The organism is Modicisalibacter sp. MOD 31.J, assembly GCF_020147985.1.
GTDB lineage: Bacteria > Pseudomonadota > Gammaproteobacteria > Pseudomonadales > Halomonadaceae > Modicisalibacter > Modicisalibacter coralii.
This window is the reverse complement of record NZ_JAGXFF010000002.1, coordinates 922,156-935,415: the sequence shown is the minus strand read 5'-3', so window position 1 is coordinate 935,415 and position 13,260 is coordinate 922,156. Positions and strand designations below refer to the sequence as shown.

Sequence of the window (13,260 nt, the reverse complement as noted above, 5' to 3'; positions counted from 1 at the left end):
GGCAGCGTCGCTATTGGCCCGACCGGCGGACTTGCCTGAATGGCATCGTGGCATCAGGCGGCGTTCTCGTCCTCCCTGGCTGGCAGCAGGCGCTGCCTGATGCGCACGAGCCCCGCCGCCACGTCGAGCTGGATGAGCAACAGCACCGGGATCAGGATCAGGGTGATCAGGGTGGCGAACATGATGCCGTAGCCCAGCGAGACCGCCGCGGGGATCAGGAACTGGGCCTGATGCGAGGTCTCGCCGAGCAGCGGCATCAGCCCGGCGAAGGTGGTCAGCGAGGTCAGCAGCACCGCTCGCAGGCGGCTGCGACAGGCCTGGCCGATGGCCTCGCGGCTGTGTCGCGCGTCGGGGCGGAGCTCGTTGAAGCGAGCCACCAGCAGCAGGCTGTCGTTTACCACCACCCCGCTGAGGGCGATGATGCCGTTGAGCGACAGGATGCTCACCGGCAGACCGTTGAGCCAGTGACCGAGGATCGCCCCGACCACGCCGAACGGGATGGCGGTCATGATCAACAGCGGCTGGACATAGGACTTCAGCGGCACCGCCAGCAGCATGTAGATCACCAGCAGGGCGATCAGGAACTGCGTCAGCATCGACGACTGGGTCTCGGCCTGCTGCTCGGCCTCGCCGGCGAAATGCACGCTGAGCGTCGGGTACTGACGCTCGAGTCGGGGAATGATGGACGCCTGCAGCTGCGCCACCAGTTCCGTCGACGACAGGCGCTGCTTGTCGACGTCGGCGGAGACGTAGACGGCCCGCTCGCCGTCGATGCGGGTGATCGAATCGCGCGTGTAGCCGTAGCTCGCCGTGGCGACGCTGGACAGCGGCACCACGTCGCCATCGGGGGTGCGCAGGCGGGCGCCGAGGACATCCGTGGCGTTGCGACGGGCGGCTTCGGGATAGCGCACCTTGACCTCGACTTCGTCGTCGTTGCGCTGGAAGCGCTGGACCACCCGGCCCTGAAAGGCGGTGAGTACCTGCTCGGCGAGCATCTGGGTGGTGATGCCGAGTGCCCGCCCCTGGGCGGTGAGCGACAGGTTCAGCTGTGGCTGGCCGGGGGTCAGGTTGTCATCGATGCCGTTGACCGCGGGAATCGCCTGCAGGGCGGTCTTGAGTGCCTCGCCGGCGCGGTTGAGCACCTCGTCATCGCTGGCGCGAAGCTCGACGCGCAGGGCATCGACCATCGCCCGGTGGCTCTGCACGCTCAGCGTCTTGCTGCCCTCGGGGACGCCGGCTAGCGCGCGCCAGCGACGGGTGAAGGTAACCAGGTCATAGGGGGCGTCGTCGTCGAGCTCGACGGTCACCTTGCCCGACTGGTCCGCCTCCGAGAGCAACTGGAGGTGCGCGATGGCGCCGGGCGCATCGCCGCGCAGGGCACGGTCGGCTGCGTAGGCCTCGTCCTCGAGGCGCCGGAGGGCGGCGTGGGTCTGACCGAAGCTGGCATCTCCCTGCATGGTCAGCGTGGCGCGCACGGTGTCGCCCGGTACCGAGGGAAAGAAGCTGATGCGGACCGCGCCCGTGAAAGGCATCGCCATGACCAGCGCGAACAGCGCCACGAACAGCAGCGTCACGGCGTAGCGGTGTTCGAGGGCGCCGCCGATCAAGGGCCGGTAGCAGCGCTCGCTGAACAGGCTCAAGCCACGGTCGGCGCCCTGCTGAAGCGTCTGCCAGCCGCGCATCAAGGGGTGCCTGACGCGGCGTCGACGGGTATTCAGGTGGGCCAGGTGGGCCGGCAGGATCAGCTTGGACTCGATGATCGACAATACCAGGCACAGCGCGACGATGATCGCGAACTGGGCATAGAGCTTGCCCAGACCGCCGTCCAGCTGAGCCAGCGCGGCGAAGGCGGCGACGGTGGTGAAGACGCCGAACAGCGTGGGAATCGCCACCCGCTGCGTGCCCCTGATGGTATTGGCCAGGCTGTCGCCCTCGCTGGCGCGGACCGTGTAGACGCTTTCGCCGACCACCACCGCGTCGTCGACGACGATGCCCAGCGCCATGATGAAACCGAAGGTGGTGAACTCGTTGAGCGACAGGCCCAGCAGGTTGTCGCCCATCAGGAACAGCGTGCCGAAGACGATGAACGGCAGGCCCATCGCTACCCAGAAGGCCACGGTGAGATTGAGGAACAGCGCCAGCAGGACGAAGACCAGCAGGATGCCGACGATGGCGTTCTCGATCATCAGGCTCAGGCGCTGGCCGATCGCGACGCTGCGATCGTGCCAGGTGGCCAGCGAGACGCCGTGCGGCAGACGTCCCCCCTCCTGCCACTGCTTGACCACCGCACGGGCATCGCTGACCGAATCGCTGATGTCGTCCTGACCGGTGGTGATTACCTCGAGGGCGATGCTGTTCCTGCCGTTGAAGCGCGACAGCACGGCCGTGTCGTCGTCGAAGGTGTCGCGAATCCGCGCGACGTCGCCGAGGTGCACCCACTTGCCGTCGGTGGTGGTGATCAGCGGTATCGCCGCAAACGCTTCCTTGAGATAGGCCTGATTGGAAGCCTTGAGCTGGAGGTAGAGCTGGTCGTTGCTCATCACCGCGGTCATGGTGTCGGTGGAGCCGGCATTGATGGCGTCCTCGACGTCGGCGAGCGCCAGGCCGAGCGCCTGCAGCCGCGCCTCGTCGATCTCGATCGCCATCATCGGGTCCAGGTCGCCGGCGATGTCGACACGGCTGATGGCACCGCGGTCGAGCAGCCCCGCCTTGAGCGACTCGGCGAGCTGCTGCAGCGTGTGGCGGTCGGCATTGCCGTAGAGCTGCAGCCACAGGGCGTGAGCCTCGCGTCGGTCCTTGGCGATGACCGGCTCGTCGGCCGCGACGGGAAAGTTCGAGATGGCATCGACCTTGGCCTTGACGTCGCGCAGCAGGGTGTCGAGGTCGTAGTCGCTGCGTTTCTCGACGGTGACGGTGGTGCCGCCGCCGGTGGAGGTGCTGGTGATCGAGTCGATGCCGACGACGTCCTGCAGGGCGTCCTCGATCTTGATCGCCAGGCCCTCCTCGGACTGCCGGGCGGAGCCGCTGTCGTAGTTGACCGAGATGCTGAGACTGTCGGGCTCCATGCTCGGGAAGGCTTCCTTGCGCAGCGACCCCATCTGGGTGATGCCCAGGGCGATGACCAGCAGCATCAACAGGTTGGCCGCGACCGGGTTGGCGGCGAACCAGGCGATGGGCCCACGATAGTGCGGGGGCGTCGGGTCACTCATCGTCGCCGCCCTCGCTCGCTGGCGTCCCGGCATCGGCCAGGGCCGCGCTGCCATCCGGGGCGTCGGGGCGCACCGCGTTCACGGCCATGCCCGCCAGGTAGCTGCTCAGCGGGTGGGTCAGCACGCGCTGGTGGCGATCGGTCAGATCGTCAGGCACGGGGACGTAGATCGCATTGCCGTCGCGGAATGCCGGCTCGGCATCGACATCGGCCAGCGTGCCGTCGGCGGTGACATACCAGAGCTTGCCGCGCTGGCTGAGTGCCGAGGCGGGGAGTTTCCACAGACCGGCGACCTCGCGTCCGGCGAGACGGACCTCGAGGAAGTTGCCCGGCAGCAGGGCCGGGGAGCGGTCGAGCGGCTGATCGACGGCCACGACCAGGGCGCGCTGGCGCGTGGTGTCGTCGAGGTGGCGTTCCACGCGCACCACGCGGCCCTGCCACTGTTGGCCCGTCTGGTCGTCCCGGAGCGTGACCGGCCAGTCGCCGCGGGTCAGGATCGCGGCGTCGGGTAGCTGCTGCCAGTCGCGCTGCGGCAGCGAGACGGTGACTTCCACCCGGTCGGTGCTGTAGAGCGTTGCCAGGGTATCGCCGGCCTGCACGTAGCTGCCGGGCGCGACATCGCGTTCGACGACCAGGGCGTCGAAGGGGGCGGCGATGCGGGTCTGGTCGAGATCCTTCTGCGCGCTGGCCATGGCCGCCTCGGCGTTGTCCGCGGCCGCCTGGGCGGTGGCGACCTGGGGGCCGTGCAGTACCAGCGGCGAATCCGGCTCTCCGGAAAGGCCGGACGCCTGCCACTCCTGGCGGGCCTGGCGCTGTTCCTGCCTGGCTTCGAGAAGCGCCTGCCGGGCGCTGGCCAGATTGTAGCGGGCCTCGGCGAGCGCGGCGGCATAGTCACTGTCCTCGAGGGTGACCAGTGCCGTGCCCCGGGCGACGCGCTCGCCGCTGGCGAAGCCGTCGTCGAGCGCGGTGACCCGACCGCTGACCTGTGCCGTGAGTGCCAGCGAATAGCGCGGCTGGGCGGCACCGTAGCCGGTCAGCCGGGCGCGATAGCTGGCCGGTTCGACGTCGATCACCGAGACGTCGGGGGCCTGGTGCTCGGTCTGGGAGGGGGCCGGCCCGCGCTGCCCCCGAGACTGGATCTGCCAACGGTCGTAGGCGAGTACGCCGAGCAGTACCGCGGCGGCGACGGCGATCAGGCCCCACTGGCGAAAACGCCTCATTCGTTGACTCCCAGGCCTAGTGCCAGTCCGAGGTCGATGCGATTGGACAATCGCTGGTAGGTGAGCTCATCGAGCCGGGCTTCCAGGTCATAGGTCGTCTCCTGCACGGCCAGCAGATCGAGAATGCCGACCAGACCGGCACGATACTGGCGCTGGTACTGGTCGAGGTTGTCGCGGGCGTTGGCCAGCGCCTCGCGAATATGGCGCTGACGCTCGGCAAGACTGCGTTCCCGGCCGAGGGCATTCTCGACATCGCTGACCGCGCTCAGCAGCGTCTCGCGATAGGCCTGGTAGGCCCGGGCGGTCTCGAGTTCGGCGGCGCGGGCCCGGGCGCGCAGTTCGCCGCCCTGATAGAGCGGCGCGGTCAACTGACCGAGCAGCGACCAGACCGGGTCGGTGAGCAGCGCCGCCCGGGGCGATGACGCGGCATCCTCGAGTGCCGCCTGCACGCTGAAACTGGGCAGCAGTTCCTGATAGGCGACGCGGGTGCGCAGGGCCTCGGCCTGGATCGCCAGATAGGCCGCCTTGAGATCCGGGCGGCGTCTCAAGGTCTGCTCCGGCAGCGCCGCGAGCGGCAGCGTTACTGCCGGATAGTCGTCGGGGACGCTGATCGCCTGCTTGTCGCTGCGCCCCAGCATCTCGCGCAGCGAGCGCTGCTGCTCGGCCAGCGACTCGCGGTATTCGGCGAGGCTGGCACGCGAGCTGGCCGCCGACTGGCGCGCGCTGGCGAGATCCTCCAGAGTGCCGATACCGCTGCGGTAGCGCTGCAGGATGAAACGCTCGTTCTTCTCCAGGGTCGCGAGGCGGTGCTGCTCGATGGCGATGGCGTGACGGTCGGCGATGATCTCGAGCCAGGCCTGCATCACTTCGGCGGCCAGCGTGTCCCGCGAGGACTGGTAGATCGCGCGCTGCTCGGCGACGTCCTTGCCGGCGGCGCGGTAACCGTTGGCCAGCTTGTGCCACAGGTCGAGCTCCCAACTGATCGTGGCCGAGCCGGTATAGACCGTGGCGTCGCGGTCCTCGCCCCGCGAGGCCTCGAGCCCGGCGGACACGCTGGGCAGGCGCTCGGCCCCGGTCTCGTCGCGCTCGGCCTGACGGATCCTGAGCGCCAGCAAGGTCTGCTGCAGCGACGGGTTGGCGGCCAGCGCCTGATCGACCAGTTCGGTCAAGGGCGGCGCGCCGATCAGCTCGGTGAGCCCGGTGGCCGGCTCGCCGCCGGAGACGGCCGACCAGTCGGGGACCTGCGTGATGTCCTGTTCGGCATGCGCCGGGTAGTCGTTATCCGGAGGCAGGGCGCTACAGGCACTGAGAAGCAGGACCAGGCCGAATGAGCCGGCCAGGGGGAGTCGCGAAAGAGACATCCAGGATTTCCGCATGACGACCCGGCGTGGCGGCCGGGCGAGAGAATCACAAAAGGTATACGCTTCGAATGGTAATCATCATCCGGTTAACGGTGCGAGTGGCCGGCGGCGCTTATCACGTTTTTCCTCATTCCTGATTTCCGCGTTTCTCTTTTCCGCCTCCCCTGCAGCGGCGTTTGCTTGACACGTCCGGGCACCCGCCGCAGTATTGTGGCCATGAACGCACCCGATCTCTCCGACTCACGCATGCGGTGGTGGCGCCTCTAGAGCGAGGCGGCACGTGCATGTCTGGGACGTCCAAATGCCGCCTGCGGGGCGGCATTTTTGTGCCCGGAGACTCCGCACGGCTGGCATGGGACCCGACGAACCGGAAGACGCGTCTCATGATCGCGACTCACTCTCAACCGAAACAGGACCCTGGTGCCATGTCCGTGCTGATGATCGACAATTACGACAGCTTCACCTTCAACGTGGTGCAGTACCTCGCCGAGCTCGGCGCCGAGGTCGAGACCCATCGCAACGACACCATCACCCTCGACGCCATCGAACGGCTGGCGCCCAGTCACATCGTGGTCTCGCCGGGCCCCTGCACGCCCAACGAGGCGGGCATCTCGATGGACGTGATCCGCCATTTCGCCGGTCGCCTGCCGATCCTCGGGGTCTGCCTCGGCCACCAGGCGATCGGCCAGGTATTCGGCGGCGAGGTGGTCCGGGCACCGCAGGTCATGCACGGCAAGACCTCGCGTGTCCGTCACCGCGGCGAGGGCGTGTTCGCCGGGCTCGACGATCCGCTGGAGGTCACCCGCTATCATTCGCTGGTGGTCGAGGCGGCGAGCCTGCCCGACTGTCTCGAGGTGACCGCCTGGGTGGATGACGACGACGTCACGCCGGGGCTGATCATGGGGCTGCGCCACAAGACGCTGGATATCGAGGGCGTGCAGTTTCATCCTGAATCGATCCTGACCCGCCAGGGTCACGAACTGTTGGCGAACTTCCTGAAACGCCGGGCCTGAGGGGGACACATCATGCAGATGCGAGAGGCGATCGACGCGGTCATGCGCGGCCGCCATCTGAGCTACGCCGACACCCACGCGGTGATGAACGCGATCATGACCGGCGAGGCCTCCGACGCCCAGATCGGCGCCTTCCTGATCGGCCTGTCGATGAAGGGCGAGACGGTCGACGAGGTGGCCGCCGCGGCGCAGGTGATGCGCGAATTGATGACCCCGGTGACGGTGGCCCGCGACGACCTGGTCGACATCGTCGGCACGGGCGGCGACGGCGCCAACCTGTTCAACGTCTCCACGGCGTCGAGCTTCGTGGTGGCGGCGGCCGGCGGCCACGTCGCCAAGCACGGCAATCGCAGCGTGTCCTCCTCCTCGGGGAGCGCGGATCTGTTCGATGTCGCCGGGATCAAGCTCGATCTCGCCCCCGCTCAGGTGGCGCGCTGCATCGAACAGGTGGGGGTGGGCTTCATGTTCGCGCCCATGCATCACCAGGCGATGCGCCATGCCATCGGGCCGCGCCGCGAGATGGGCGTGCGCACCGTGTTCAACATTCTCGGTCCGCTGACCAATCCCGCCGGCGCCCAGCACCAGCTGCTCGGCGTCTACCAGCCGTCGCTGGTGGGGCTGATGGCCGAGACGCTCAAGCGCCTGGGTAGCCGCCACGTGCTGGTGGTGCATGCCGAGGACGGGCTCGACGAGATCTCGCTGGCGGCCCCCACCCGGGTCGCCGAACTGCGCGAGGGCGAGATCCGCGAATACACCATCGTCCCCGAGGACTTCGGCATCGAGCGGGCCTCGCTGGAACCGCTCAAGGTGGTCACCGCCGAGGACAGCCTGCGGCTGGTGCGCGAGGCGTTGCGCGGCGAGGGTGAGGCGGCGGATATCGTCGCGCTCAACGCCGGGGCGGCGCTCTACGCCGGCGATATCGCCGACACTATCAAGGAGGGCGTGGCGCTGGCCCAGGACGCCATGGCCTCCGGCCTGGCGCTGGAGAAGATGAAGGAGCTGGCCGATTTCACCCGCGTCTTCGCCGATCAGGGAGGGACGACGTCATGAGCCAGGAAGGCCTGCCGACCATTCTTGCCAAGATTCTCGCCCGCAAGGACGAGGAAGTCGCCGAGCGCCGCGGGCGTGTCAGCGAGGCCACGCTGCTCGAGCGGGCAGCCGAGCAGTCCTCGCCACGCGGTTTCGTCGCCGCCCTCGACCGGACCATCGCCGATGGCGACCCGGCGGTGATCGCCGAGGTCAAGAAGGCCTCGCCGTCGAAGGGCGTGATCCGCGAGGCCTTCGACCCCGAGTCGATCGCCCGTGCCTACGCCGAGGCCGGCGCCAGCTGCCTCTCGGTGCTCACCGACGCCGACTACTTCCAGGGCCACGAGGATTACCTGATCGCCGCCCGTGGCGCCTGCGACCTGCCGGTAATCCGCAAGGACTTCATCGTCCACGGCTATCAGGTCAGCGAGGCACGGGCGATCGGCGCCGACTGCATCCTGCTGATCGTCGCCGCCCTGGACGATGCGCGTCTCCAGGACCTGCATCAACAGGCCCACGCGCTGGGCATGGACGTGCTGGTCGAGGTCCACGACGCCCTGGAGCTGGAGCGGGCGCTGGCGCTGGATCTCACCCTGGTGGGAATCAACAATCGCGATCTGCGCACCTTCGACACCAGCCTCGAGACCACCTTCCAGTTGCTGTCGCGGGTCCCCGAGGGGGTGACCGTGATCACCGAATCGGGCATTCATACCCGCGGCGACGTCGAGCACATGCGCGAGCACGGCGTCAACGGCTTCCTGGTGGGCGAGGCGTTCATGCGCGAGGCCGACCCCGGGGCGGCGTTGCGAAGCCTGTTCTTCTAGAGAGAGAAACCGGTTCTTCTCGATCGACACCGGCCGCCCCACGGGGCGGCCGGTGTCGTTTCAGGCCGCCGCATCCTCGCTGGTCTCGCTGTCGCGGCGCGGCGGGTCGTATTCCGGCGATGTCGGATAGATCAGGCTGATCAGCGTCTCGCCGGCCTTGGGGGTGAGGGGCTGGCGGTCGCTGGCGATGCGGATGCGGCCGCTCTGGCCGATGCTGAACAGTTCCAGCAGGTGGCCGGCGTGTATCTGATAGTAGTCGTCGCGACCGAAGCTGTCGGTGAGTCGTGCGCTGCGGATCTCCGCGCCCTGGGCGACCAGGCTCGAGAGCTTGGCGTAGGTGGCGTCGTCGGCGAACAGCAGCGGCAGATGGGCGATCGCCTGTTCGCGATGCCGCCGGGTACTGCGCGTGGTGTCCTCGGCGAGCCGGAAGACCCGGCCGTGGCCCAGGATGTGCTCGAAATGCAGCGCGGCCAGGTTGTTGAGCTCGCGGTAGGGCGACAGCGGCAGCAGATGGCCGATCCCCGTCAGTTCCAGGTGCTGGGCGGCGTGCTCCGAGAGGGGGTTGCCGTAGTAGACCGGCAGCCCCGCCATGCGCGCTTCCTGCACGGCATCCCAGTTGGTGTCGGCCAGGCGTACGGCGAAGCCCGCGTCGGTGAGCGCCCGGGCCACCGCGCGGGCCAGCGGATTGGCGCCGAGAATCAGAAAGCCCGACGGCGGCGGTTCGCTGACTCCCAGCAGGCGGGCGATGGGCCGCGATAGCAGACTCTGCACCACCACCGTGCTGATGATCACCAGAAAGGTCACCGGGACCAGCATCTCGGCGTCGGCGACGCCGCTCTCCTCGAAGCGCAGGGCGAACAGCGAGGCCACCGCGGCGGCGACGATGCCGCGCGGCGACAGCCAGGCGAGCAGGGCCTTCTCGCGCCAGTGCAGGCCGCTGCCCCAGGTGCACAGCCAGACCGCCAGCGGCCGCGCGACCCACACCAGCACCACCAGGAAGGCCCAGGCCGGCCACGAGAGCATCGCCAGCTGCTCGGCGGTCAGGCGAGCGGCGAGCAGGATGAACAGCCCCGAGATCAGCAGCACCGAGAGGGTTTCCTTGAACTCGATGATCGGCTGGGTGGGCACCGCGCGCATGTTGGCCAGCCACACGCCCATCACCGTCACCGTCAGCAGGCCCGACTCGTGGAACAGCAGGTTGGAGGCGCTGAACAGCCCGAGCATGGTCATCAGCGTGCCGAAGCTGTGCAGGCGCTGGGGAAGCCAGTGGTGACGCAGTACCAGCCCCCACAGGTAACCGCCGACGATGCCCAGGCCGAAACCGATCAGCGCGGTCTTGGCGAACAGCACCAGCGTATGCGAGATCGCGCCCTGGGCGTGGCCGAGGGCGACGAACTCGAAGACCAGCACGGCGCCGATCGCCCCGACCGGGTCGATGAGGATGCCTTCCCAGCGCAGGATCTGGGTAAGATGGGCCCGGGCGCGCAGCGTCTGCACCAGGGGCAGGACCACCGTGGGGCCGGTCACCACCAGGACCGCCCCCAGCACGCTGGCGATCTGCCAGCTCAGGCCGAGGATGGTGCGGGCGGCCACGGTGCCCACCACGGCGGTGATCAATGCCCCCCAGGTGACCAGGCGGCGCACGGTGCGGCCGTGCCCGCGCAGGTCCTTGAAGTCCAGGGTCAGGCTGCCCTCGAAGAGGATCACCGCCACCGCCAGCGAGACCAGCGGAAACAGCAGGTCGCTGAGCAGGGCGTCGGGCTCCAGCCAGCCGGTGACCGGCCCGACGACGATGCCGCCGAGCAGCAACGGCAGGATGGCCGGCAGGCGCAGGCGCCAGGCCGCCCATTGGCAGAGCAGGGCCAGCAGACCGATGCCGGTCAGTGCGAGGGCGGGATACTGCATGATCGAGGGTCCTGGAACGGCGAACGACCGCGAAGCCTAACCGCCGGCCTTGCCGGGTGCAATCCTCGTCGATGTGTCGCGGTCAGCGCTGGAACAGCCAGACCAGCAGCGACAGCATGACGCTGACGAGGATCATGGTGGTGATCGGGAAATAGAATGCGACATTCTCGCGCTTGATGACGATGTCGCCGGGCAGGTGCCCCAACGGCAGCTTGGAGACCCAGGGCCAGAGCAGGCCGACGGCGACGATCGCCAGGCCGATCAGAATCAAGGTACGCGACATGGGTCCTCCGGAGGCGAAGGTCAAAGGTTAGAGTTCTTTAGCGGGTGTTTACAAAATGCCTGCGCTCGACAATACGGCGTTAAAATCGGCCTCGTACGCAAGCCCGGTCAAAATGCTCATTTAACCCGTGTAAACTGGAGCGCCAGCCCGGTCCGTTTTTCGGTCGATTTTGCCTTAGCTACGCGCCCCGGTCTGGCCTTCGCTCGCCAACGTTGTAAACACCCTCTTAGTATGCCCGTCTGTCTAGTCATTCATAGGTAGGTGTTCCAGTGGTGTCTTTGGCTTGCGATTTCACGGTACGCTGATAAATTGAATAGTAAATTCACTATTCGCTTATGGCTGAATATGAGGAGACACCATGGTGTCGGATCAAGTCAGTACGTATAGGGATGATGAGCTCGCCCGCCTGGACGCCACGTCTCAGGCGCAGCTGGTCGAGCGCGCCGAGGTATCGCCGCTGGAGCTGGTGGAGGCCGCCATCCGCCGTATCGAGCGGCTGGACCCGACGGTCAATGCGGTGGCGGCGCGCGACGCCGAGCTCGCCCGGGAGAAGGCCCGCCATGCCAAGACGACGGGCCCCTTCGCCGGGGTGCCCACCCTGCTGAAGGATCTCGTCACCTACCCCGGCCTGCCGCTGGGGATGGGCTCGCGGCTGTTTCAGGGGCAGGTGCCACCGGCCGGCTCGGCCTACACCGAGGCCCTGGACGCCAGCGGGCTGATCGTGCTGGGCAAGAGTACCACCTCGGAGTTCGGCCTGCTGGGCACCACCGAGACCCTGGCCTGCGGGGCCACTCGCAATCCCTGGGATCTTTCCCGCTCACCTGGCGGCTCCTCCGGCGGGGCGGTGGCCGCCGTGGCCGCCGGCATGGTGCCCGTCGCCCATGCCTCCGACGGCGGCGGCTCGATCCGCGCTCCGGCGTCCTTCTGCGGGTTGTTCGGCTTCAAGCCCAGTCGAGGCCGGCATCTGTCCACCGGCCAGGCCGCCGATACCCCCTTCACCCGCATGATCAGCGAGCACTGCGTGTCGCGCAGCGTACGCGACAGCGCCACCTGGCTGTCCGTGGTGGAACGCGACGAGGCAGGCCTGCCGGGTGGGAAGGTCGGCCGGGTGACCCAGCCGCTGCGCCGCCGGCTGCGCATCGGGCTCTATGACCGCACCGCCGACGGCACCCGGCCCGAGCCGGAGGTGGCGCAGGCGCTGGCGGAGACCCGGCGGCTCTGCGAGTCGCTGGGCCATGAGGTGGTGGACATCGAGGGCCCGCGGCATGACGCCCGGGCCGCCGCGGACGCCTTCTTCACCTCGGCATCGCTGACCCTGGGTGGGGCCTGCGAGCAGCTGCGTGCCCTGATGGGCCCGGCGTTCGACGAGGCGCGCCTGGAGCCCTACACCCGCGAGCTGATCGCGCGCTCCCGGGCGCTGCCGCCCGAGGCAGGCGCGCAGGCGGCCACCGCGCTGCAGGCCGCCGCCGACGCGGCGGAGCGTGCCATGGCCGGGTTCGATGTGCTGCTGTGCCCCACCGTGGCCTTTCCCGCCTTTCCGCTCGGCCGCCACGGGGGCACCCAGCCCTATGAGGCGGCGGCGGCCTTCACCGAAGCCCTGGCCGGCTACACCGCCATCGCCTCCATCGCCGGCTGGCCGGCCATGTCGGTGCCGCTGCACGTCTCGCCCACGGGACTGCCGATCGGCTCGCACTTCGCCGCCCCGTTGGGCCAGGAGGCGCGGTTGCTGGGGCTGGCCCTGGAACTCGAGCAGGCGGCGCCCTGGCACCATCGCTGGCCGACGGGGGCGGAGTAGGCCCATGGCACAGACGCTCAAGACCGCCGTTCGCGCCCGCATTCTGGCCGCCGCGGCCGAGGCCTTCGCGCGCGAGGGCTTCGCCGCGGCGCGGCTGACCGATATCGCCGCCGAGGTCGGCGTCTCGACCGGCAACCTCTACCGCTACTACCCGAACAAGGCGGCGCTGTTCGAGGCCGTGGTGCCCCGGGGCGTCGCCGCCCGCTTGGTGCGGCTGATCCGCGCCCGGGTCCGGGAACTGGGCACCCTGGCGGAGTGGCGCTCGGCAACGCCGCCGGGCTCGGCTCGGGCGAAGGCCTTGCTGGACTTCTGGGTCGAATGGCGCCTGTCCGTGGTGATCTTGCTGGCCGGCGCCGAAGGCTCTTCCCTGGCCCATGTGAGGCCGCTGGTCGTCCGCGAGCTGACCCGCCTGGCTCATGCCTACCTGGCGTCGCAGCCGGGCGGTGAGGGCGCGGCATCCGTGCCGCGGGTGGTGCTGGTGCAGTTGTTCTCGAGCACCGCCGACATGATCGTCGCGATCCTGCGCTCGCATGACGATGAAGCCGATATTCGGGCGGCCTTCGAGGCGTTCTGGCGCTATCAGCTCGCCGGGCTCGAGGCCCTGCTGGCGAGGCGATAGCGGGGT

At 68.7% G+C, this 13,260-nt stretch carries 10 protein-coding genes; 5 read left to right on the top strand and 5 right to left on the bottom strand.

All coding sequences use genetic code 11. The features are described from left to right. Window positions 1-53: 53 nt before the first annotated feature. The 3 genes from KGR00_RS10020 to KGR00_RS10010 are packed head-to-tail and all read right to left on the bottom strand — an operon-like array spanning window position 54 to window position 5,789. The gene (locus KGR00_RS10020; protein WP_224416926.1) at window positions 54-3,209 is read right to left on the bottom strand and encodes an efflux RND transporter permease subunit; all 3,156 of its coding nucleotides are present in this window, start codon (window positions 3,207-3,209) and stop codon (window positions 54-56) included. After that, window positions 3,202-4,428, bottom strand: a complete 1,227-nt coding sequence (locus KGR00_RS10015; RefSeq protein ID WP_224416927.1) for an efflux RND transporter periplasmic adaptor subunit — start codon at window positions 4,426-4,428, stop codon at window positions 3,202-3,204. The genes KGR00_RS10020 and KGR00_RS10015 overlap by 8 nt, the downstream gene beginning before the upstream one ends. Next, on the bottom strand, window positions 4,425-5,789 hold the full coding sequence (locus KGR00_RS10010) for a TolC family protein (protein WP_224416928.1): 1,365 nt from the start codon (window positions 5,787-5,789) through the stop codon (window positions 4,425-4,427). The genes KGR00_RS10015 and KGR00_RS10010 overlap by 4 nt, the downstream gene beginning before the upstream one ends. A 425-nt stretch (window positions 5,790-6,214) precedes the next feature. On the opposite strand from KGR00_RS10010, the gene KGR00_RS10005 reads away from it, so the two are divergent. Genes KGR00_RS10005 through trpC form a run of 3 tightly spaced genes read left to right on the top strand, consistent with a single transcriptional unit; the run spans window position 6,215 to window position 8,652 of the window. Further along, window positions 6,215-6,802, top strand: a complete 588-nt coding sequence (locus KGR00_RS10005) for an aminodeoxychorismate/anthranilate synthase component II (RefSeq protein ID WP_129142033.1) — start codon at window positions 6,215-6,217, stop codon at window positions 6,800-6,802. Window positions 6,803-6,814: 12 nt separating this feature from the next. Next, complete coding sequence (gene trpD, locus KGR00_RS10000; RefSeq protein ID WP_129142032.1) at window positions 6,815-7,852, top strand: anthranilate phosphoribosyltransferase; 1,038 nt, start codon at window positions 6,815-6,817, stop codon at window positions 7,850-7,852. Further along, window positions 7,849-8,652 carry an indole-3-glycerol phosphate synthase TrpC gene (gene trpC / locus KGR00_RS09995; RefSeq protein WP_129142031.1) on the top strand — a complete coding sequence of 268 codons (804 nt, stop codon included), beginning with the start codon at window positions 7,849-7,851 and terminating at the stop codon, window positions 8,650-8,652. The genes trpD and trpC overlap by 4 nt, the downstream gene beginning before the upstream one ends. A gap of 60 nt (window positions 8,653-8,712) precedes the next feature. Here trpC and KGR00_RS09990 read toward each other — a convergent pair whose 3' ends face one another. Both KGR00_RS09990 and KGR00_RS09985 read right to left on the bottom strand, forming a co-directional pair. Next, the gene (locus KGR00_RS09990; protein WP_224416929.1) at window positions 8,713-10,557 is read right to left on the bottom strand and encodes a sodium:proton antiporter; all 1,845 of its coding nucleotides are present in this window, start codon (window positions 10,555-10,557) and stop codon (window positions 8,713-8,715) included. Window positions 10,558-10,639: 82 nt separating this feature from the next. After that, the gene (locus tag KGR00_RS09985; RefSeq protein WP_224416930.1) at window positions 10,640-10,840 is read right to left on the bottom strand and encodes a DUF2905 domain-containing protein; all 201 of its coding nucleotides are present in this window, start codon (window positions 10,838-10,840) and stop codon (window positions 10,640-10,642) included. Window positions 10,841-11,198: 358 nt separating this feature from the next. On the opposite strand from KGR00_RS09985, the gene KGR00_RS09980 reads away from it, so the two are divergent. Beyond that, the gene (locus tag KGR00_RS09980; RefSeq protein WP_224416931.1) at window positions 11,199-12,635 is read left to right on the top strand and encodes an amidase family protein; all 1,437 of its coding nucleotides are present in this window, start codon (window positions 11,199-11,201) and stop codon (window positions 12,633-12,635) included. A 4-nt stretch (window positions 12,636-12,639) separates the two neighbouring features. Beyond that, a complete protein-coding gene (locus KGR00_RS09975) occupies window positions 12,640-13,254 on the top strand; it encodes a TetR/AcrR family transcriptional regulator (RefSeq protein WP_224416932.1) in 615 nt (204 codons plus the stop codon). Window positions 13,255-13,260: the final 6 nt, after the last annotated feature.

What these genes read in the sequence shown, in the direction of transcription:
- KGR00_RS10020 (WP_224416926.1), bottom strand. Translation starts at nt 3,209, where the DNA reads ATGAGTGACCCGACGCCCCCGCACTATCGTGGGCCCATCGCCTGGTTC.
- KGR00_RS10005 (WP_129142033.1), top strand. Translation starts at nt 6,215, where the DNA reads ATGTCCGTGCTGATGATCGACAATTACGACAGCTTCACCTTCAACGTG.
- KGR00_RS10010 (WP_224416928.1), bottom strand. Translation starts at nt 5,789, where the DNA reads ATGTCTCTTTCGCGACTCCCCCTGGCCGGCTCATTCGGCCTGGTCCTG.
- trpD (WP_129142032.1), top strand. Translation starts at nt 6,815, where the DNA reads ATGCAGATGCGAGAGGCGATCGACGCGGTCATGCGCGGCCGCCATCTG.
- KGR00_RS09985 (WP_224416930.1), bottom strand. Translation starts at nt 10,840, where the DNA reads ATGTCGCGTACCTTGATTCTGATCGGCCTGGCGATCGTCGCCGTCGGC.
- KGR00_RS09975 (WP_224416932.1), top strand. Translation starts at nt 12,640, where the DNA reads ATGGCACAGACGCTCAAGACCGCCGTTCGCGCCCGCATTCTGGCCGCC.
- KGR00_RS09990 (WP_224416929.1), bottom strand. Translation starts at nt 10,557, where the DNA reads ATGCAGTATCCCGCCCTCGCACTGACCGGCATCGGTCTGCTGGCCCTG.
- KGR00_RS09980 (WP_224416931.1), top strand. Translation starts at nt 11,199, where the DNA reads ATGGTGTCGGATCAAGTCAGTACGTATAGGGATGATGAGCTCGCCCGC.
- trpC (WP_129142031.1), top strand. Translation starts at nt 7,849, where the DNA reads ATGAGCCAGGAAGGCCTGCCGACCATTCTTGCCAAGATTCTCGCCCGC.
- KGR00_RS10015 (WP_224416927.1), bottom strand. Translation starts at nt 4,428, where the DNA reads ATGAGGCGTTTTCGCCAGTGGGGCCTGATCGCCGTCGCCGCCGCGGTA.